This window comes from Acinetobacter sp. UBA2581 (assembly GCF_002339435.1).
Classification (GTDB): Bacteria; Pseudomonadota; Gammaproteobacteria; order Pseudomonadales; family Moraxellaceae; genus Acinetobacter; species Acinetobacter variabilis.
Genome location: NZ_DDLD01000103.1, coordinates 35932 through 56885 on the forward strand (window position 1 = coordinate 35932; position 20954 = coordinate 56885).

Here is a 20954-nt window from a genome sequence, read left to right on the forward strand (position 1 = left end):
TTTAACCCCCTGCCTGAATTTTCACACTACGGTTTTCACGGTCAATCGGATTGATTTTTTGCTGATCACGCAGTAGATAAACCCCACCAATCACCACATAATCATCAGCCTTTAACCCTCTGAGGACTGGCACAGAATCACGGCCATAAGCACCCAGCTGCACCGGCACTTTGCGGACGGTATGATCCGGCTTGACTACCATCACATAGGCTTGCTGATCGGTCGCTGAAACACTGGATAAAGGAACGCTAAGGATATTGTCCTGACTGTTCTGAAAGAACACCCGGGCACTCTGGCCGAGCTGAATCTGGCTATTACCTTCGCGTAAAGCCACTTTCACCCGGAAGGTACGCGATTGATCTGCTGCTGGTGAAATCTCACGAACAAAAGCGGTGAATTTTTCATTTGGTTTAGACCATAAAGTGACCCAGGCCGGTTGACCGGTTTTAATTTCGGAAATCGCCTGTTCAGGAACCCCAATCACGACTTCACGCTCACCGGCGATTGCCAGTTCAAAGGCAGCCTGCCCTACTGCAACGACCTGACCAATTTCGATATTGCGTGCAGTAATCACCCCATTTTTATTAGCAATGAGCTGGTTATAAGCGGTCTGGTTTTTAGCCGTATCATAATTAGACTGGGCCTGTTTCAGATTTGACGCGGCTGCCTTATATTGGTTTTCAATCGCATCATATTGCGAACGGCTCACGGCATTGGTGGGTAACAGCTGCTTGAAACGCTGTAATTCATCCTGAGCAATTTTACTGGCCGATTGAGCACTTTCCAGCTGGGCACGTGCTACATTTAATTGAAGTTGAGCATCTTTCACATCTAGGGTCGCCAAGACCTGCCCCACTTTTACCTGATCGCCCACATCGACAAAGCGCTGGGTGACCTGCCCGCCTACCCGGAACGCCAGTGCTGTTTGTTGACGTGCCTGGACATCACCGGCATAGCTTTTCAATTCCTGATGTGAAGTTTTCGGTGTGGTCACCATGACAAATGGAACTTCCTGTTCTGCTGCAGCGCTGTCCTTACTACATCCTGAGAAAGCCATACTGCATAGGACGATCATGCCAGCCAGTGCGCTCTGTATCGTGCTCATTATTGTTCGCTCTTATCTAATCATCATTTTTAGGGCAAAATAAGTAGATATATAAATTGCTTATTTTTTAATTAATATACCACCCGGTACACTAATTAGGATTCTGCAGTTAAAACAATGACCATATTGATTTTTTTTGGATGAAATTGTGCAAATACCGGTTGGACGACCCAAGGATCTGGAGAAACGCCAGCGTATTCTGAACGCAGCGAAACAGCTGTTTTTACAGCATGGTTATCATGGTTCCAGCATGAACCAGATTGCGCTGGAAGCCGGTGTGACCAAACTCACTGTCTATAATCATTTTCAGGATAAGGCCACGCTGTTTAGCTGTGCAGTTGAAGAAACCTGTGAGGCAATTTTGCAGGAATCTCCTAAAGTTCTGCAGCCTGATAGTGATTTTCAGCAGGAGCTATATCAGATCTGTCTGCGCTCATTCAATATTGCCAATCTGCCAGAAGCTCTCAAACTGGACCTGCTCATCATGCAACTGGCCTATGAAAAAAATCCGTTGGCGGAACGTTTTTATACAGCCTCACATATCAAGCTGAATCAGGCTTGGCATGATTTCTTTGAGCAGGCGCAGCAACATCAATTTATCCAGACTGATGATCCGCAGCATCAGACCGAACTGATGGTGTCCTTACTGTTAGGTATGCGGCATCACAAAGTCTTACTGAGCTTAAGCCCGTTACCTGACATGCAACAACGCCATCAGATCATTCAACAGGCCATCGAGATCTTTATGCTGAAATATGCGATTTCTCGTTAAATTTCTTCTATCTGGCCTGATCCTTACAACAGTATAAGGACTAAAATTCATCCAATTATCAACAAATGATATTCAACTTTTGTCTGTAAAAGACTTGGATTGTCATGCAGTCGGGGTATAGTCAAAGGAAGAATCGGAGGGATATAAAAAATGGTTCAACAGATTGATGCACCTCTACGCGAAGACGTACGTTTACTGGGTAATCTACTGGGAGAAACCCTGAAGTTACATGCGGGGCAGGATTTGTTTAATCAGGTCGAGCAAATTCGGGCCTTATCGAAAGGCGCTCGCGATGGACAGGTTGAAGCAGAAAAACAGCTGGAACAATTATTCCTGACTTTAGAAGATCATGAAATCCTGCCATTGACCCGTGCCTTCACTCATTTCTTAAACTTTGCCAATATTGCCGAACAGTACCATGTGGTACGTCGTCGCCGTCAAAGCGAATTTGAGGAAACTACAGAATCTCCAAATCCTCTGGTGCCTTTATTTGAGAAATTCAAACAGCAAGAAATTTCTGCAGAAACCTTATATCAGCAAATCTGTGAATTAAAGATTGAACTGGTACTGACCGCACATCCAACAGAAGTCAGCCGACGCACCCTGATCCAGAAATATGATGGCATCAATAATGCCCTGTCCAAATTTGACCAGCAGAAACTGACCCCGCGTGAACGTCAGGCAGTCTTGGCTGACTTAAAACAGCTCATCAGTTCTGCCTGGCAAACTGATGAAATCCGTCAACATCGCCCAACCCCGGTGGATGAAGCCAAATGGGGCTTTACGACAATTGAACAGACCCTCTGGAATGCTGTACCTAAATTCATTCGTGAACTGAACGGCATGGTTGAGGAGCAATGCGGACAGACCCTACCACTGGATGTTGCTCCGGTACGTTTCGCTTCCTGGATGGGTGGCGACCGGGATGGCAATCCGAATGTGACACATAATGTGACTCAGGAAGTATTGTGGTTGTCGCGCTGGAAAGCAGCTGATCTCTATCTGCGTGATATTGAAAACCTGCGCTGGGAACTTTCTATTCAGCAATGCAGTGATGAAATTACACAGGCGTTAGGCCATCAACATCCTGAACCGTACCGTGAATATTTACGCGATATCCGTGAACGTCTAAAAATCACCCGTGCCTGGCTGGCTGAAAAACTGCATGGCAAAGATGCGGATGATAGCCGGGTGATTAAAAGTAAAGATGAGTTATTAAAACCTTTACTGACCTGTTATCGCTCACTGATGGCTTGCAATCTAGCAGAACTTGCCAATAGCAGTCTGCTGGACCTGATTTACCGGGTGAACTGTTTCGGAATTGAACTCCTCAAACTGGATATCCGTCAGGAATCCGGTCGTCATCGTCAGGCCATTTCAGCCATTACTGAATATCTGGGTCTGGGTAATTTCGAAACCTGGACTGAACAGGCCCGTCAAAACTTCCTGTTGCAGGAACTGCAAAGTAAACGGCCTCTACTACCTAAACACCTGAATGAACCAGCGGGTAGCCTGATTGAACATCCGGATGTGCAGGAAGTGTTTACCACTATGCGCACGCTGGCTGAACAGCCAAGTGAATCTCTGGGTGCCTATATTATTTCCATGGCCGAATACCCAAGTGATGTGCTGGCTGTCTTGCTGCTGCAAAAAGAAGCCGGGATTAAACAGCCTTTACGGGTAGTACCTTTATTTGAAACCTTAAAAGATCTCGACGGCGCTGCTGACACCATGTCGACACTCTTTAATATGCATTGGTACAAGCAGCATATTCAGGGTAAGCATGAAGTCATGATTGGTTATTCGGATTCGGCCAAAGATGCGGGCTTTATGTCAGCCAACTGGGCACAGTACCGTGCGCAGGAAGAATTGACCGCAGTTGCTAAACAGCATGGTATCCAGCTAACCCTGTTCCATGGACGTGGCGGCTCGATCAGCCGTGGTGGTGCACCAACCCAGCAAGCGCTGTTCTCACAACCGCCGGGTTCGATTTCAGGCGCCATCCGGGTGACTGAACAGGGTGAGATGATTCGCTTTAAATTTGGTCTGGAAGAAATCGCGCTACAAAATCTAGAAATTTATACTGCAGCGACTTTGGAAGCGACTTTATTACCGCCACCCGAACCGAAACTGGAATGGCGTGATCTGATGCATAAAATGACGGATCTGTCGGTACAGGTCTATCGTCAGACAGTACGTGAAAATCCACATTTCGTGAAATACCTGCGTACCGTGACTCCAGAACTGGAATTACAAATGTTGCCGCTTGGTTCACGTCCTGCCAAACGTAAGGTCAGCGGCGGGATTGAATCCTTGCGTGCTATTCCCTGGGTCTTTGCCTGGACTCAAATTCGTTTGATGTTACCGGCTTGGCTGGGTACAGGTGCCGCATTAAATGAGGTACTGGATCAAGGGCAACGTACAATTCTGGATGAGATGCTAACCGAATGGCCTTATTTCCAGACCCTGATTGATATGCTGGAAATGGTACTCTCCAAAGCAGACAGCAATGTCGCGCTCTATTACGAATCGCATCTGACTCAGGATGAAGACCTGAAAGAGCTCGGCACGGAACTACGTCAACGCTTGCAGGATGCTATTCAGACCCTACTCACTTTAAAAGGTGAATCAAAACTGCTCAGTAGTAATGGCGTCTTGGACCAGTCTATGACGGTGCGTAAACCTTATCTGTTACCGCTCCATTTACTACAAGCCGAACTGATGAAACGTCGTCGGTTATATCTGGAACAGCAGCAGGCTGAACACACTCCGGTCGATCATGCCCTGATGGTGAGTATTGCCGGGATCGCAGCTGGTTTACGAAATACCGGTTGATTTTTTTCTCTTCCATTTAAAGCACATCTACACGATGTGCTTTTTTATTGATCAGTCAATAGCCAAAAAAAGCTTTATTTATATATCAAATTAAAATTACTTATAGAAGTTGAATATGAATTGTCCGGGAATTAATCCACTGATTTAACTTTAGTTTTGATTTAAAAAACTTTTACCGCACGGTAAAATCTCAAATAAAGTCATAGAATTAATTTGAACAAAAATTTTGTTTCAGTGATTAAATCTTCTAAAAAACAAGAGTATGATGTGCACAATTTATCTTTTGAGTGCTCATTTTATGTCCAATTGGTTTCCCAAGTGGCGTCCTTATGAGGGTAGTATCGATGCACGACCAGTAGGTACCGCAGAGTATTTACCGCCTGCCCAGACCCTGATCTTGGGGGTACAACATGCCTTTGCCATGTTCGGTGCGACGGTACTGGCGCCATTTCTAATGGGTTTTGATCCCAATCTGGCCATTTTAATGTCGGGGATCTGTACCATCCTGTTCTTCCTGATCACGGGTGGTCGTGTACCAAGTTATCTGGGTTCAAGCTTTGCGTTCATTGGGGTAGTGATTGCGGCAACCGGTTATGCAGGTGCTGGCGGACTGAATCCAAATATTGGTGTCGCCGCTGGCGGGATTATTGCCTGTGGTGTGCTTTATGCCTTAATGGGTGTTCTGGTGATGGCAACGGGAACACGCTGGATTGAAAAACTGATGCCGCCTGTCGTGACCGGTGCGGTGGTGATGATTATTGGTCTGAACCTGGCCCCTGTGACCGTGAAAAACGTCATGGGTAATACCTTTAATATGTGGATGTCACTGGTGACCGTACTGTGTATGGGTTCCATTGCAGTGTTTACCAAAGGTCTGGTACAGCGTTTATTGCTCTTGATCGGTTTATTGCTGGCTTACTTCATTTACTACATTTTAAGTAATGTGATGGGCTATGGTACTGCAATTGATTTTGCGCCAATTCAGCAAGCTGGCTGGTTTGGTGTTCCGAGCTTCCATGCGCCTGTATTTGATATCAATGCCATGCTGATCATTGCGCCTATTGCCCTGATTCTGATTGCAGAAAACTTGGGACATATTAAAGCCGTAGGTGCCATGACCGGTGAAAATCTGGATCCGCATATTGGTAAAGCCTTTGTGGCAGACGGTATTGCGACTACCCTGGCAGGTGGTGTGGGTGCACCGGGTATGACCACCTATGGTGAAAATATTGGTGTGATGGCCGTTACCCGTGTCTATTCAACGATTATCTTTGCTGTTGCGGGTGTATTTGCGGTATTCCTCGGTTTATCACCGAAGTTTGGTGCGATTATTCATACCATTCCAACGGCGATTTTAACCGGCGCCTCTATTGTAGTCTTTGGTTTGATTACTATTGCCGGTGCGAAAATCTGGATCGAAAATAAAGTCGATTTTTCACAGAACAAAAACCTGATGGTGGCAGCAGTGACCATTATTTTGGGTACAGGTGACTTTGCTCTAACCTTTGGTAACTTTAACCTCGGTGGAATTGGTACAGCGACCTTTGCTGCGTTATTCCTGAACTGGTTCTTTAGTCTGGTCGATAAAAAATAATTCGAAGACTTAAATTTTCAAGCAGCCTCCGGGCTGCTTTTTTTATATCGCAAGAATTGTTTAAATAGGCCTGATCTTTTATATGAGCATCCTGCCGATGCGTCTGGATTTTTTTGATTTACGTCTTTTTCTCAATATAGTCGACACAGGTAGTCTGACCAAAGGTGCTGAACGCTCTGCCATTTCCTTACAGGCAGCCAGTGAGCGGATTAAAAAGCTGGAACAGCAATATCAGGTCAGTCTGTTCAGCCGCCATTCTGCTGGGGTAAAAATGACTTTTGCAGGTCAGGTTTTTGCTGAGCATGCCCAAGCCCTGTTGCAACAGGGACAACAGTTGTCTCAAGCCATGGCCGGCTTTAGTGAAGGACTCCATTCTAATATCAGCTTATGGTGTAACTCTTCAGCACAAAGTGAGTACCTTCCCCTATTATTGCCACAGTATCTGGTAAATAACCCAAATATCCAGATCGACCTCAAAGAAGCAGAGAGCAATGACATCATTGCGGCTTTGGCGAGTGGTACTGCCAAGCTGGGACTTATTTCCAGCTTTTTTCCTGCCCCTCAATTACAGACTCTGGAATTTTCAGATGATCCTTTGGTGCTGATCTGCCCTGAACAGCATGATTTAGCAGCTAATCAGGCATTAACATTAGCAGACTGTCTGAATTATCCCTTTGTTGGCTTGATGCAATATCACTCTCTGCAGCAGTCGATTGAAACCCAAGCTCGCTTGCTGAGCTGTGAAATTCAATACCGCTTACGCTTACCAAATTTTGCCGCCATTGCCCAGGTTGTGGCCAATGGTGTAGGTATCGCGATCATGCCAAAACGTGCTGCACAACGTTTGTCGAAGCTCTATGCATTTCAGCAAATCCAACTGACGGGAGATTGGGCCAACCGCAAGTTATTGTTAGCTGCAAAGAACTTTGATGAACTAAGCACGGCCTATCAGCACTTTAGCCAGTTCCTCATTTCTACGGATGTACAAAAAATCCTGAATTAAATCCAGCCGAATTGATGCAGCATCATATAACTGCCTAAGGCGATCAGGCTGATAAAAAATACTGTCCGGAATTTCTGTTCAGGGATACGGGAACGGATTTTTTTGCCGAACCACATCCCGATCAAGGCCGGAATCAGTGCAATGGCCGACATGGTATAATCGATCGGCATATCTTCCACCGGGTTTCGGTGCAGAAAAACTGCCAAACACACCGTCGAGGTGGTAAATACCAACCCTAAGGCCTGAACCAGATCATCACGTTTTAAATGCAGGGTTTGCAAATAAGGCACGACTGGAATTACCACTACCCCAGTCGCCACGGTCAAGGCACCCCCGAGATATCCCATAATCGGAGAAAGCCACTTTTCATGCTGGCTTAAATCTGGCATCCGTTTTGCCAGTAAACCATATAGGCCATATAGAGCAAGCATCCCGCCTAGTAAGGCTTCACTATGAAATTCAGAATGGCCTAAAGTCGGGAAAATACTCCAGACCGAACCCACAATAATGCCTGCCAGCAGAAGCCAGAAACGGCGAATCAGTTTCAGCACATGACCTTCGGCAAAGAGTTGCCAGAAATTGGTCAGCATCGAAGGCACAATCAGTAAAGTTGCTGCCTGGAATGGGCTCATAAATATGGTCAGCAAACCCATGGACACCGCAGGCAAACCTAATCCAATGGTGCCTTTAATCAGACCAGCCAGAGCAAAAATAACAATAACAAAAGCAGTCATCTGATGACCCTAAATTGATTTAAGCCCATGCTATAGAAATCACGAATAGAGTAAAATCAGGGTTTTAAGAAGGAAGCCTCAAGTAAATCTTGAGGCTTCAGATGGACGTGCTGAAACTCATCAGATTCATCAGCAAAAATCGGATATGAAAATTATTTAAGGACGGAACTCTTTCAGTTCACGCTGAATAAAATACTGGAACATTTCCCGGTATAGATGTTCAATAAACGCCTGATCCACACCTTGCTGTTGTGCCAAGGCTTTGACATTTTCCACGATCTGTTCCATACGCTCCGGCGATTGCAGATCAGTTTCAGTTTTTTTAAAACGGGTGGTTTGATCAACATAAAATTGACGCGCAGCGATCAGCTCGACTAAAGCTGTATCAATGGCATCGATCTGTTGACGTGCATGTTGTAATGATTCAGCTTTGATTTTTTCCATGTTTATTCAGTCACTTTCAGTTTAGTTATCACTCTTATACTTTTCTTCTAACACATTACTGAAAATACTTTCAATCATCCAGACACGATATAAGCTATTAAATGTATAACTTTGCCCATCAATACGCAGTTCTAGGACGGGTAAATTCGGCTGGGACTTCATTTCACATAAGGTGTCATTTTCCTGCAATTTGGCCAGAACATCTTCCTGAGTCAGTTCAGTAATATTCAGTTCCTGCTGCATACGCTTGAAATGCGCTGCATAAGACAGATCATAACCACGAGTCCAGACCGCTTCCAGAATCTGGTACATGGCTTCAATCCGCTGCTCTTCCGGACAGCTATAAAACAATTGCGCCATCGGTATCACGGCCTGCTCAGTTGGCCGGCAGAATGGGGTAAATTTGACTTCAGTCCGCTTGGATAAACGCGTCGCCAGACTCCAGTCAAACCAGTCGCGTCCCTGATAAGACAGCGGATAGACATTCAACTGGATATTATAAAAATCAGCCAGCTCTTCCTTGATATAAGCCAGCAACAACCAGGAAATAGGATCTTCCAGAGCGATATACAGGTCTAGCTCTGGATCCATGGACTGGATTTCATTCAGCTCTTCGGCATCACTGATCAGATGCTCGCGCCATTCAATATGATTGATCAGGAAAATCGGGTTGCCGGTCAGTAATCTCTGCTGTTTCAGGCGACGGGTCAGACGTAACAAGTCATCTACCGCCTGATACTGGCGTCCGCCAAACTGGAAATAGCTGGCCAGAATCGGACTATGCTCAAAAATTCGTTCCGGAAAATTCTGCGGCGCATGATGACGGCTAGCCATCGCATATAAGGTGCGCAATTTTCCGTTCTGTTTTTGCCAGAGCATATGGAATACATCTTCTAGCAAATATAGAAAATCCTGTCCGCGTAACGGTGTATTTCTCAGGATAGTTTCTGCCTGCTTTAAGGCGTCAGCTGTCGGTAATTCTGGGGTCTCATGAAAGCTGAAACGATGCTGTTTAGATAAAATTTTGGCATCATTCAGACAATAGTGCTGCCATTCATCAAAAGACATTTGATTAGGCGGTTCAGCCTGCTGATCTGAAATGATGACTTTGAGTGGCTTCAGTTCCGGACTGAGAATTTCTTCTAGTTGCGGTAACTGTTGTACCGCCAGATAACTATAAACATCATCCAGTCTTAAATGGATGCTCAAGCCATCTTCAATAGATAACACCGTTTGACGAACTGGTTTCTGGTAAAACCAACTCGATCGGATTGGATCAAACCAACGGCGTAGCAGGGACATGAGAGGTGCCTCGAAAAGATTTTGTCATGCCAGCCCTTGCCAGCAGGATCGTTTTATTCAACATCCTATTATGAGGATGTTTATGACCTGATATAAGTCTTGTGCAAAACTTATATCAAGTCAGCAACAAATGTTCAATGTTTTCTAGGACTTTAGATTTCAAGATTTAGGTCAGTCACGGCCCCGGTCTCCGCCCCAGAGGTTAGTTTGGCGAATTTCGCCAGTGCCCCGTGAGTGTAATTCGGTTTCGGTTTCACCCAGGCCGCCTGACGTGCAGCAAGCTCTTCATCCGAAATATGCCAGGTCATTTCACGGGTTTCCGCATTAATGAAAATTTCATCGCCATTTTGTACCAGACCAATCGGGCCACCCTCATAGGCTTCCGGTGTGACATGACCAATCACAAAACCATGACTTCCACCTGAGAAACGGCCATCAGTAATCAGTGCGACTGAATCCCCCAGACCTTTACCAATAATGGCAGAAGTCGGTTTCAGCATTTCCGGCATACCCGGCCCACCTTTAGGCCCGACACCGCGAATGACGACCACTTCACCTGGTTGAACTTCGCCATCCAGAATCCCGCGCATCGCGCCCTGCTCACCTTCAAACACCCGTGCCGGTCCTTTGAAATATAGGCCTTCCTTACCGGTAATTTTGGCCACAGCCCCATTCGGTGACAGGTTGCCTTTCATAATGATCAGATGCGAATCTTTTTTCACCGGTTTGTCGAATGGCAAGATAATCTGCTGACCTTCTGGATAATCTTCTACATCGGCCAGGTTTTCTGCCAGTGTTTTTCCAGTCACAGTCAGGCAGGAACCATCTAGCATGCCAGCATCCAGCATGCGTTTCATCAATGGCTGGATTCCACCAATAGCAATCAGTTCTGACATCAGGTATTTACCGGATGGGCGGACATCGGCCACGACAGGAATTTCTTTTCCAATTCGTACAAAGTCATCCAGGCTTAGTTCCACACCCGCCGTATGTGCCATTGCCAAAAGATGTAGCACCCCATTGGTTGATCCACCCAATGCAATCAATACTTTAATTGAATTTTCAAAAGCCGCTTTGGTCATGATGTCACGTGGTTTTATATCCAGACGGAGCAGATTCATCACTGCTTCACCGGCACGGGCACAATCGATCTGTTTGTCTTCAGACACCGCTTCCTGTGCTGATGAACCCGGCAGGCTCATGCCGAGCGCTTCAATTGCAGAGGCCATAGAATTCGCGGTATACATCCCGCCACAAGAACCCGGCCCTGGCAAAGACACTTCTTCAATGTGTTTCACCTGAATCGCATTAATTTCGCCTTTGGCATGCTGGCCCACCGCTTCAAATACCGAAATCATGTCGGTATGGCCTTCACCCGGTTTGATGGTACCGCCATAAATAAACAGACCCGGACGGTTTAAGCGCGCCAAGCCCATGATGCAGCCCGGCATGTTTTTGTCACAACCTCCAATGGCAATCACGCCATCATAGGCCTGACAACCAACTACTGCTTCAATCGAATCGGCAATAATTTCCCGCGATAGCAAGGAATATTTCATGCCTTCAGTACCGTTCGAGATCCCGTCAGAAATAGTAATGGTATTGAAGATAATGCCCTTACCACCGGCAGCATTCACGCCCTGCTCGACTGTACGTGCCAGGCCATCAATATGCATATTGCAAGGAGTCACATTGGCCCAGGTCGATGCGATCCCGATAAACGGACGAGTAAAGTCTTCATCCTGAAAACCGGTGGCACGCATCATGGAACGGGCCGGTGCATTTTCGATGCCTTCATAGACGGAAGCAGAATGTTCTCGGATATTGTCTTTACTCATTTTATTCGTCCTGGATGTAATTCTTGTGAAGCCTAAAAGCTGTCTAGGTTTTATTTGATTGTATAGAAAGCGATCTTTAGATAAAAGTAAGACTCTGTGTATCTGATTCAGTTATTTGAGGTAGTGCAATTATCAAAAATAAAAAAGCACTCCTCTGGAGTGCTTTTTTGCGCTATAAAGATTTACAGCTTAGATTTCACGAACTGCACCTTTTGCAGCGCTTGTGGTATGCATTGCATAGGCCTTTAATGCTTTAGAAATCTTACGTGGACGGTCTTCCACTGGATGCCATCCTTTTTCATCCTGTGCTGCACGACGAGCGACCATAGTCGCATCATCAACAGCTAGGTGAATGGTACGGTTTGGAATATCAATTTCGATACGGTCGCCATCTTCAACCAGACCAATCGCACCGCCTTCAGCAGCTTCTGGAGAAACGTGACCAATCGACAGACCTGAAGAACCACCAGAGAAACGGCCGTCAGTCAGAAGTGCGCACTCTTTACCAAGACCTTTAGATTTCAGGTAGCTGGTTGGGTATAGCATTTCCTGCATACCAGGGCCACCACGTGGACCTTCGTAACGAATGACGACTACATCACCTGCTGTGATTTTGCCACCCAGAATCGCATCTACAGCAGAATCCTGGCTTTCAAATACACGTGCAGTCCCATTAAATTTCAGGATCGATTCATCTACACCAGCCGTTTTTACGATACAGCCATCGAGTGCGATATTACCATAAAGCACAGCCAGACCACCGTCTTTAGAGAAGGCATGTTCTGCATTACGGATCACACCATTTTCACGGTCGCCGTCCAGACGTGAGTAGTAACGATCTTGTGAGAATGCAGTCTGAGTCGGTACACCACCTGGTGCTGATTTAAAGAATTTATACACTTCTTCATCTTCAGTACGGATGATGTCCCACTTGTCCAAAGCATCTTTTAATGTTGCTTCGTGAACCGTACCGACAGAGGTATCTAACAGGCCTGCACGATCCAGTTCGCCGAGAATCGACATAATACCGCCGGCACGGTGTACATCTTCCATATGCACGTCATTCTTCGCAGGAGCAACTTTACAAAGCACTGGTACTTTACGAGACAGACGGTCGATGTCATCCATGGTGAAATCCACACCCGCTTCGTTTGCAGCAGCCAATAAATGCAGAACGGTATTGGTTGAACCGCCCATTGCGATGTCCAAAGTCATGGCATTTTCGTACGATGCTTTGGTCACCATTGAACGTGGCAATACGCTGTAATCGTCCTGTTCATAATGGCGTTTTGCCAGTTCAACAATGAGAGAACCTGCACGTTCGAACAGTTTTTTACGGTTCGCATGAGTTGCCAAAGTTGAACCGTTACCTGGAAGCGATAGACCCAATGCTTCAGTCAAACAGTTCATTGAGTTCGCAGTGAACATGCCTGAACATGAACCACAGGTTGGACATGCAGAACGTTCGTATTCCGCAACTTCTTCGTCAGTATAGTTATCATCTGCCGCAACGATCATCGCATCGATCAGGTCGATGGCTTTGTCATTACCACGGATTTTTACTTTACCCGCTTCCATCGGACCGCCAGACACGAAGACCACCGGAATGTTCAGACGCATTGCTGCCATCAGCATCCCCGGAGTGATCTTGTCACAGTTCGAGATACACACCATGGCATCGGCACAGTGTGCGCTGACCATATATTCTACCGAGTCAGCAATCAGGTCACGTGAAGGCAGTGAATACAACATACCATCATGACCCATCGCGATGCCGTCATCTACAGCAATGGTATTGAATTCTTTTGCTACACCGCCTGCCTGTTCAATCTGACGTGCCACGAGCTGGCCTAGATCTTTAAGGTGAACATGACCCGGTACAAACTGGGTGAATGAGTTCACCACGGCAATAATCGGTTTACCGAAGTCTTCATCCTTCATCCCAGTTGCGCGCCATAAGCCACGCGCACCCGCCATGTTTCTTCCGTGTGTCGATGTTTTTGAACGATAGTCAGGCATTTTATATTTCCAACAAAGTTTGAGCTTGAAATGAACCGAAAAAAGTTCACTCTGGCTAGATCATACTGACAATGAGCTTAAATCAGTCGAATGTTAGACCTATCATACTACAAGCCATTGTTTTACAAGATGACCTATTCGTTGTAGATGCAGACAAAAATGTCTATAGAGAGGTCTCGGTGAGCTGACAATAAAAATCTCTTAATAAAGCTACTATACCGCCATCATGGATTGGACAATACAAAACTTTCATGAATAATTTTTAGAATTTGCATGAGTTTTTTTTATATAAAATTTAATTAAAAGTATGAGTCTATAATCGCTGTAACAGTTAAGTGCATTGTAGATTAGGCGGCCATTTGGCTTTTAGCTTATAATAGCTGCCAAGTTTATTTGGAATTTCATGTGTGAAAATCATATTTGCAGGCACACCAGAATTTGCAGCAACTGCATTGGCTGCGCTTCTCAAAACCGATCATGAAATTGTGGCGGTCTATACTCAGCCGGACCGTAAAGCCGGTCGTGGTCAGAAACTTACCGCTTCTGCTGTGAAACAGCTGGCGCTTGAACATGACATTCCGGTATATCAACCACTTCATTTTAAGTCTTCAACTGAAGAAGGTCTGGCTGCTCAGGCTGAGTTAAAAGCCTTGAATGCTGATGTGATGGTCGTAGCTGCCTATGGTCTGATTTTGCCGCAAGTGGTTCTGGATACGCCTAAATATGGTTGCCTGAATATTCATGGTTCACTGCTGCCACGCTGGCGCGGTGCTGCGCCGATCCAACGTGCAATTGCAACGGGTGATCACGAAACTGGCGTGACCATCATGAAAATGGCTGCCGGGCTGGACACTGGTGATATGATGTATAAAACTTTATGTCCTATCACTGCAGAAGATACTTCAGCCAGCCTGCACGATAAACTGGCTGCTCAAGGTGCGGAAGCAATTGTAGCGGTACTGGAATCTGAAGAAAAATTACAACAGTATTTAGCCGCACGGGAAGTGCAGGACGAAGAACTTACCGTCTATGCTCATAAGCTATCTAAAGCAGAAGCCCGAATTGACTGGAGCTGTACTGCCTCTAATATTGACCGTAATATCCGTGCCTTTAATCCTTGGCCGGTGGCTTTTATCCCTCTAGATGAAAATAACAACCTGCGGGTTTGGGGTTCGGTACTCTCAGAAAAAAATGCACACTGTCATGCCGCTGGCACGATTCTGGCGATTGATAAACAGGGTGTGCATGTAGCCTGTGGTGATGAAAAAGCAGTGTGTCTCACTTCACTGCAATGGCCGGGCGGCAAACCGCTCAATCCGGTACAAATTAACCAGACCCAAAAATTACATGTAGGACAATTATTGGCATGAGTCATTCTGAATCAGGCACATCTCACCTTAACTTGCGTGCCCAAGTGATTCGTACCTTACTTGCTGTACAGCAAGGACAATCTCTGGCTAGCATTTTGCCGCTGCATTTAAAGAAAGTGGCTGACCGTGACCGTGCCCTGTTCCATGAACTGGTGTTGGGTACTTTACGTCAATGGTATGCACTTAAAAGTATTACCTTGCCTCTGCTAGTGAAGCCTTTAAATAATGACACGGTAGAAACCTGTCTCTATGTCGGCCTATACCAGTTACTGGAAACCCGAATCGCGCCACACGCTGCCATTTCTGAAACCGTGACTGCCGTAAAGCAACTCGGCTATCAGGCTTTAAGTGGCGTAGTGAATGCCATCCTGCGCCGTGTTTCACGTGAAACATCGGAATTTCAGGCAGCACTGGATCAGGCTCATAGCCTGCCAAGTTGGCTCTTTAAACGCCTGAAAAAAGACTGGCCAGAACAGCTCACTGAACTAAGTCATGAGTTAAAGCAGATTGCTCCACTGACCTTGCGCGTAAATGAACGTCAGGTTAGCCGCGAGGACTATCTGGAAATTCTGGAAGAGCACGAAATTCCTGCCCACGCCTGTACGATTTCCAAGGTCGGGATTATTCTCGATGCCAATGTACAAGTACCTGATTTACCTGGTTTTGATATCGGTGGTTTTTCGGTACAGGATGAACATGCCCAGCTCTGCGCTACCTTATTGCCAAATCTGGAGGACAAGTATGTTATTGATGCCTGTGCAGCACCGGGTGGTAAAACGGCGCATATTCTAGAAAAATATCAGCCGCGTAAACTGATTGCACTGGATCAGGATGCCAAGCGTTTAACACGTGTCACTGAAAATCTTGAACGTCTGTTACTAGAAGGCGATCATGTTGAAATTAAGGCTGCAGATGCCATTACCTGGCAGGCACCGGAACAGCCGGACTGTATCGTGCTGGATGCGCCATGTTCAGCCATCGGTGTAATGCGTCGCCATCCAGATATTCGTTTACTGCGTCATTCAACTGATATCACCCAGACGGTGGAATTGCAAAAACAGATTCTAGAAAATATGTGGCAGCAACTGAAAGTTGGCGGTACTTTGCTTTATATCACCTGTTCGATTCTAAAAGCAGAAAATGAACAGCAGATGGTCGAATTCTTTAGCAAACATCCCGAGGCTAAAGAAATTAAAATTGAGGCCGATTGGGGCATTGAACAGATCCATGGTCGTCAGCTGCTACCTAAAACCGGTCAAGGCGATGGCTTTTTCTATTGCCGGATTGAAAAGACTGCTTAAATGATATTGCTAAAAGAAAAGGTAGCTTCGGCTGCCTTTTTTATTGTCTTGATTTGAGATTATTATTGTACAAATTTAAAAATCACTAGACTGGTCGCCAGTGCCGCCATCCCACTGACCAGACCATACACGGTTTCATGACCTTTAGAAAAACGTTTTGCAGTCGGCAAGAGTTCGTCTAGTGCCAGATAAACCATCACCCCACCAATGATCCCAAACACCATACCATAAATAGTATGGCTCATATATGGTGCCAGAATGAAATAGCCCAGCGCAGCGCCCAGAGGTTCAGCAAGACCTGAAACCAGACTGGCCACAAGTGCATAGTCTTTACGGCCTGTTGCACCATAAACCGGTAATGCAATTGCGACACCTTCAGGGATATTATGAATTGCAATGGCAACCGCCAAAGGTGCACCCAGTGCAGGACTTTCCAGCGTCGCAAAAAAAGTCGCCAATCCTTCTGGCAGGTTATGTGCACTAATCGCGAATAAGGCCAGCAGGCCGGTTCTTAGCAGTTGCGGCTGACTCAGATCCTGTTTCGATTGTGCCTCAATGGTTTCATGCGGATTAGGAACGAATCGATCCAGCAATAAGACCAGTACCACACCCAATAAAAAAGCAAAGGTGCCATAAGCAAAACCGGATTTTTCATCAAAGGCCAGGCTAAAAGAACTAATAGATTTATTTAAAATTTCTGTGAGAGAGACATAGATCATTGCTCCCGCAGCAAAGGCCAGTCCGAAGGCTAAAACCCGGTAATTAGGTTTTTTTAAGAACAGCACCAATCCCCCACCCACCAGGGTAGCCAGGCCTGCTAAAAATGTCACTGCAAAAGCAGTATAGACTTGTGCATCAGTAACGGGAGCAATTCCCATAAGTCTGCCCATAAAAAAAGTCATTATCACCAAAGATGATAATGACTTTCATTTACAGCAACAATGTGTTTATGTGAAGATTTTTAGTCTTCTGGTTCTTCTGGATTTTTTGCCAGATGCATGACAGCCAATGCCAGACCACCCCATAATAAAACCATGGAGAAAATCATCATAATTAATGCAGATGTATTCATATTCGTTCTCCTAACTATGACGATCTTTAACTAGGCTGAACAGAATGGCGCCCAGAATAAAGAATGCAATCGTGCCCCCACCAATCATCCATAGTGTACTTGCAGGATAGTCACCATAACCTTCTGCCATGATTGATTTCAGGGTTAAACCTAATGCCGATAATAAAGATAAGGGCGTGATCACAGTCAGCATGAATTTCCAGCTGCCACCAAGTTTCACACTGGCAAATTCATTGACATGCATTTCCAGCTGTTTCATCAATGGACGACGGAACCAGGACAATAAAATAATCGAGAACAGTCCACCACCCACAATACCAATGTTGTTAGCGAAGTAGTCAATGATATCGACAAAGGTAATGGCACTATGAGTCGAGAACATCAAGGTGGATACAACTGCTGAACCACCGGCAATAATCGTCACTGACTTGTTCTTTGACCAGCCCAGCTTGTCCTGGAATGCCGCAATTGGCACCTGCAGGATACTCACCATGGAAGTAATACCGGCTACAGTCAATGAACCAAAGAACAGGAAGCCAAACAGATCACCACCTGCACCTAAGCTGGAAATGATTTTCGGGAAGGCAATAAAGGCCAGACCGATACCACCAGAGACTACATCTTCAACCTTTGCACCTGAACTGAACGCCATAAAACCAAGTGCTGCAAAAACCCCAATACCTGCCAGGATTTCAAAAGACGAGTTAGCTAATGCCACCACGACACCTGAACCGGTCAGGTTTGTTTTACGTTTCAGGTAAGAGGCATAGGTCAACATAATCCCGAAGCCCACTGAGAGTGAGAAGAAGATGTGACCAAAAGCAGCCAGCCAGACTTTATAATTGGTCATGGCTTCCCAGTTTGGGGTAAAGAAGGCATTTAAGCCATCGATTGCACCCGGTAAACGTACCGCCTGAATCACCAGAATCGTGAATAAAATTACCAGCAAAGGCATAAAGATTTTATTCGCCAGTTCCACCCCACGGCGTACCCCACCGTAAAGAATCAGCATCACGGCTGCCCAAACGATCACCAGACCAAAGAACAGTACAGGGACGAAACCGAAGGTCAGGCCCTCACCATTTTGCAGGTAGCTATTGAAGAAAAAGGCTTGAGTATCTGTGCCCCATTGCTGCCCAAAGGAATAAATCATATAGCTGCCGGCCCAAGACAGGACGCTGGCATAATAAATCCCGATGATCAGGGTCACCATGACCTGCCACCAACCCAGAGATTCTGCATTCATGAGTTTTTTATAGGCCATCGGTGGTGCTTTGCGGAACTTATGTCCGACTGCATAATCTAAAAATAATAGAGGTAAACCTGCTGCAAAAATCGCAATCAGATAAGGAATCAAGAATGCCCCGCCGCCGTTTTCATAGGCAACGTATGGAAAGCGCCAAATATTCCCCAAACCAACGGCAGAGCCAATGGCTGCAATAATAAATCCTGATCGTGCCGACCAATTCTCTCGAGTATCTGTCATAGAACACCTAAACTTTAAACTTCATTCAATACTGCTTGTTATGGTTATGTCGCGAGCACTGAAGAAGCATTTCAATTATTTCGGGTGTTTGAATTAGAGTTATACCTTTTGGGCATCGAACTCTAATATACAAACAGGTCAGCTAGCCGGACAGCTTGCTTAAAGTCTGAGCAGAAGGCCGACCTTGTAGATGGTTCAACAATACTGACTTTTTCAAATTTTTTCTGTAATTTCTGCTTAAAACATTCTTTTTTTATAATCTATTCTTATCAAATGCTCAATAATTCTACGCTGAGCTCTTGATTTTATTAGTTATATGTATACAAACTTTTTGGAATGTATTGTTTTTAAGTTTTACTACAGTTTTCAAGCAATTTTTCATGCTCAACTCATCAAGTGTTAAATAGAGATTGAAAAAGTATTTTTATACCTTCTTCACTTATTTTCTTCTGAATAAAAACAGAGTTGTGTCTTAATTTATTCAGCCTATCTTTTCTGCCTAGCCTGCTGTCTTTTTGAGCAATAAAAAGTAAAAATCCACAACCGGCCTGCCTTATGCTGATTGTGGAATAGTACTGATTGATTCGGTCAGCTTAACATTTGATGACAAGCATACGTTCTTCCTGCATGTCACGAATCGCAGACTGAATGCCTTCACGGCCCAGACCGGAATCTTTGACACCGCCATAAGGCATATTATCGACACGGAATGATGGAATATCATTGATAATCACACCACCCACATGCAGATGATCCCAGGCATACATCATCTTCTGCAGATTTTGAGTATAGATACCGGCTTGCAGACCAAAGCGACTGCTATTAATACAGGCAATTCCTGATTCGAAATCGCTATAAGCTTCAATAATGGCGACTGGACCGAAAACTTCATTACGGTAAATTTCAAGTTGATGATCTACCTTTTCCAACAGAATCGGTTCAAACATCGCCCCTTTCACTTCACCACCGGTCAGTACATGGGCACCTTGCGCTACGGCATCTTCCATCCAGCGATGCAAACGTTTAGCTTCAGCTTCCTTGATCATTGGCCCCAGCAAAGTCGTTTCCAGATTCGGATCACCGGCTTTCAGATTTTGCAGTTTCTGAACCAGCTTGTCTTTCAGCTCTTCAAAAATATCCTGATGCACCAGAATACGTTGCACGCTGATACACACCTGCCCTGCATGACCATAAGCGCCACCAATCAGACGGTCAATCAGCTGTTCACTAAGTTCAGTATCTGGCTCAATCATCACTGCGGCATTGCCACCGAGTTCCAGTGTGACTTTTTTGCGGCCGGCACGAGCTTTCATATCCCAGCCCACGACATCGGAACCGGTAAAGCTTAGCAATTTAAAACGGTCATCTGTAACCAGTACATCCGCCAGATCACGTGGACACGGCAGAACTGAGAAGGCATTCTTCGGTAAATCAGTTTCTGCCAGAATCTCGGCAATTTTTAAGGCTGAAACCGGAGTCAGACTCGCCGGTTTCAACACGAATGGACAACCTGCAGCAATTGCCGGCGCAATTTTATGTGCAGTCAGATTTAATGGAAAGTTAAACGGACTAATCAGGGATACAGCACCAATCGGAACTTGTTTAACCATACCCTGATAGCCTGAAGCTGCAGCGGTGACTGCCAGAGGCAAAATACGGCCCTGATCCATCTGGGTGACCGCATCTGCCGCAATCTGGAAAGTATTGATCAGACGCTCTACTTCTGCGCTGGCTGCTTTACGTGGCTTGCCACCTTCCGCAATCAGGATTTCAGTCAGTTCTTCACGGATTTCATTAAACCGCTTCACACAATGCAGCAGAATTTTCTGTTTCTGGAAAGGTTCCAATGCTGCCATTTCTGCTTCTGCCTGAGTCGCAGACTGAATTGCCTTTTCTAAAGTTTCAGCATCTGCCAGCGCGACACGAGCATAAAGCTCCTGACTATATTTATGTTTGACCTCCAGCCATTCACCCGTTTGTACCGGCTGTCCTGCCACATATAATGAATAGTCTTGATGATGTTGTGCTGCTGTCGATCCCATTATTCTGCCCTTCACATTAGCATATACATTTTAGAAA

Annotated in this window: 16 protein-coding genes; 6 read left to right on the forward strand and 10 right to left on the reverse strand. The window is 45.5% G+C overall.

Features of this window, described 5'->3' with window-relative positions; all coding sequences use genetic code 11:
- Position 1: 1 nt before the first annotated feature.
- Positions 2–1105, reverse strand: a complete 1104-nt coding sequence (locus B3Q46_RS13275; protein ID WP_004780417.1) for an efflux RND transporter periplasmic adaptor subunit — start codon at positions 1103–1105, stop codon at positions 2–4.
- 148 nt (positions 1106–1253) lie between these two features.
- Between B3Q46_RS13275 and B3Q46_RS13280 the strand changes: the two genes are divergently transcribed.
- From B3Q46_RS13280 to B3Q46_RS13295, 4 genes are all read left to right on the forward strand, one after another.
- Positions 1254–1877: a TetR/AcrR family transcriptional regulator gene (locus B3Q46_RS13280; protein WP_004780415.1), complete on the forward strand. Its 624-nt coding sequence runs from the start codon at positions 1254–1256 to the stop codon at positions 1875–1877.
- Positions 1878–2027: 150 nt separating this feature from the next.
- Positions 2028–4712 carry a phosphoenolpyruvate carboxylase gene (gene ppc / locus B3Q46_RS13285; RefSeq protein WP_004780414.1) on the forward strand — a complete coding sequence of 895 codons (2685 nt, stop codon included), beginning with the start codon at positions 2028–2030 and terminating at the stop codon, positions 4710–4712.
- Positions 4713–5010: 298 nt separating this feature from the next.
- Entirely contained in the window at positions 5011–6306 is a 1296-nt protein-coding gene (locus B3Q46_RS13290) for a solute carrier family 23 protein (RefSeq protein WP_004780408.1), read from the forward strand.
- A 97-nt stretch (positions 6307–6403) separates the two neighbouring features.
- Complete coding sequence (locus B3Q46_RS13295) at positions 6404–7309, forward strand: LysR family transcriptional regulator (protein WP_004780407.1); 906 nt, start codon at positions 6404–6406, stop codon at positions 7307–7309.
- On the opposite strand, the gene B3Q46_RS13300 is transcribed toward B3Q46_RS13295, so the two are convergent.
- The 5 genes from B3Q46_RS13300 to ilvD (B3Q46_RS13320) all read right to left on the reverse strand — a co-directional run bounded on the left by B3Q46_RS13300 (position 7306) and on the right by ilvD (B3Q46_RS13320) (position 13646).
- Positions 7306–8043 carry a sulfite exporter TauE/SafE family protein gene (locus tag B3Q46_RS13300; protein ID WP_004780405.1) on the reverse strand — a complete coding sequence of 246 codons (738 nt, stop codon included), beginning with the start codon at positions 8041–8043 and terminating at the stop codon, positions 7306–7308. The genes B3Q46_RS13295 and B3Q46_RS13300 overlap by 4 nt on opposite strands.
- Positions 8044–8199: 156 nt before the next feature.
- The gene (locus B3Q46_RS13305; protein WP_004780403.1) at positions 8200–8487 is read right to left on the reverse strand and encodes a chorismate mutase; all 288 of its coding nucleotides are present in this window, start codon (positions 8485–8487) and stop codon (positions 8200–8202) included.
- A 21-nt stretch (positions 8488–8508) separates the two neighbouring features.
- Complete coding sequence (locus tag B3Q46_RS13310) at positions 8509–9789, reverse strand: hypothetical protein (RefSeq protein WP_004780402.1); 1281 nt, start codon at positions 9787–9789, stop codon at positions 8509–8511.
- A gap of 152 nt (positions 9790–9941) precedes the next feature.
- Positions 9942–11627, reverse strand: a complete 1686-nt coding sequence (gene ilvD / locus B3Q46_RS13315) for a dihydroxy-acid dehydratase (protein WP_004780401.1) — start codon at positions 11625–11627, stop codon at positions 9942–9944.
- A 189-nt stretch (positions 11628–11816) separates the two neighbouring features.
- Positions 11817–13646, reverse strand: coding sequence for a dihydroxy-acid dehydratase (ilvD, locus tag B3Q46_RS13320; protein WP_081400876.1), 1830 nt, complete (start codon positions 13644–13646; stop codon positions 11817–11819).
- Between the two features lie 407 nt (positions 13647–14053).
- Here ilvD (B3Q46_RS13320) and fmt point away from each other — a divergent pair, with 407 nt between their 5' ends.
- Both fmt and rsmB read left to right on the forward strand, forming a co-directional pair.
- On the forward strand, positions 14054–15016 hold the full coding sequence (fmt, locus tag B3Q46_RS13325; protein WP_004780397.1) for a methionyl-tRNA formyltransferase: 963 nt from the start codon (positions 14054–14056) through the stop codon (positions 15014–15016).
- On the forward strand, positions 15013–16317 hold the full coding sequence (gene rsmB / locus B3Q46_RS13330; RefSeq protein WP_286716175.1) for a 16S rRNA (cytosine(967)-C(5))-methyltransferase RsmB: 1305 nt from the start codon (positions 15013–15015) through the stop codon (positions 16315–16317). The genes fmt and rsmB overlap by 4 nt, the downstream gene beginning before the upstream one ends.
- A 62-nt stretch (positions 16318–16379) precedes the next feature.
- On the opposite strand, the gene zupT is transcribed toward rsmB, so the two are convergent.
- The 4 genes from zupT to B3Q46_RS13350 all read right to left on the reverse strand — a co-directional run bounded on the left by zupT (position 16380) and on the right by B3Q46_RS13350 (position 20917).
- On the reverse strand, positions 16380–17195 hold the full coding sequence (gene zupT / locus B3Q46_RS13335) for a zinc transporter ZupT (protein ID WP_004780394.1): 816 nt from the start codon (positions 17193–17195) through the stop codon (positions 16380–16382).
- An 83-nt stretch (positions 17196–17278) separates the two neighbouring features.
- Positions 17279–17389 (reverse strand): methionine/alanine import family NSS transporter small subunit, encoded by a 111-nt coding sequence (locus B3Q46_RS13340; RefSeq protein ID WP_004780392.1) that lies wholly within the window; start codon positions 17387–17389, stop codon positions 17279–17281.
- Positions 17390–17399: 10 nt separating this feature from the next.
- Complete coding sequence (locus tag B3Q46_RS13345) at positions 17400–18875, reverse strand: sodium-dependent transporter (RefSeq protein ID WP_004780391.1); 1476 nt, start codon at positions 18873–18875, stop codon at positions 17400–17402.
- Positions 18876–19468: 593 nt separating this feature from the next.
- The gene (locus tag B3Q46_RS13350; RefSeq protein ID WP_004780390.1) at positions 19469–20917 is read right to left on the reverse strand and encodes an aldehyde dehydrogenase family protein; all 1449 of its coding nucleotides are present in this window, start codon (positions 20915–20917) and stop codon (positions 19469–19471) included.
- Positions 20918–20954 lie beyond the last annotated feature (37 nt).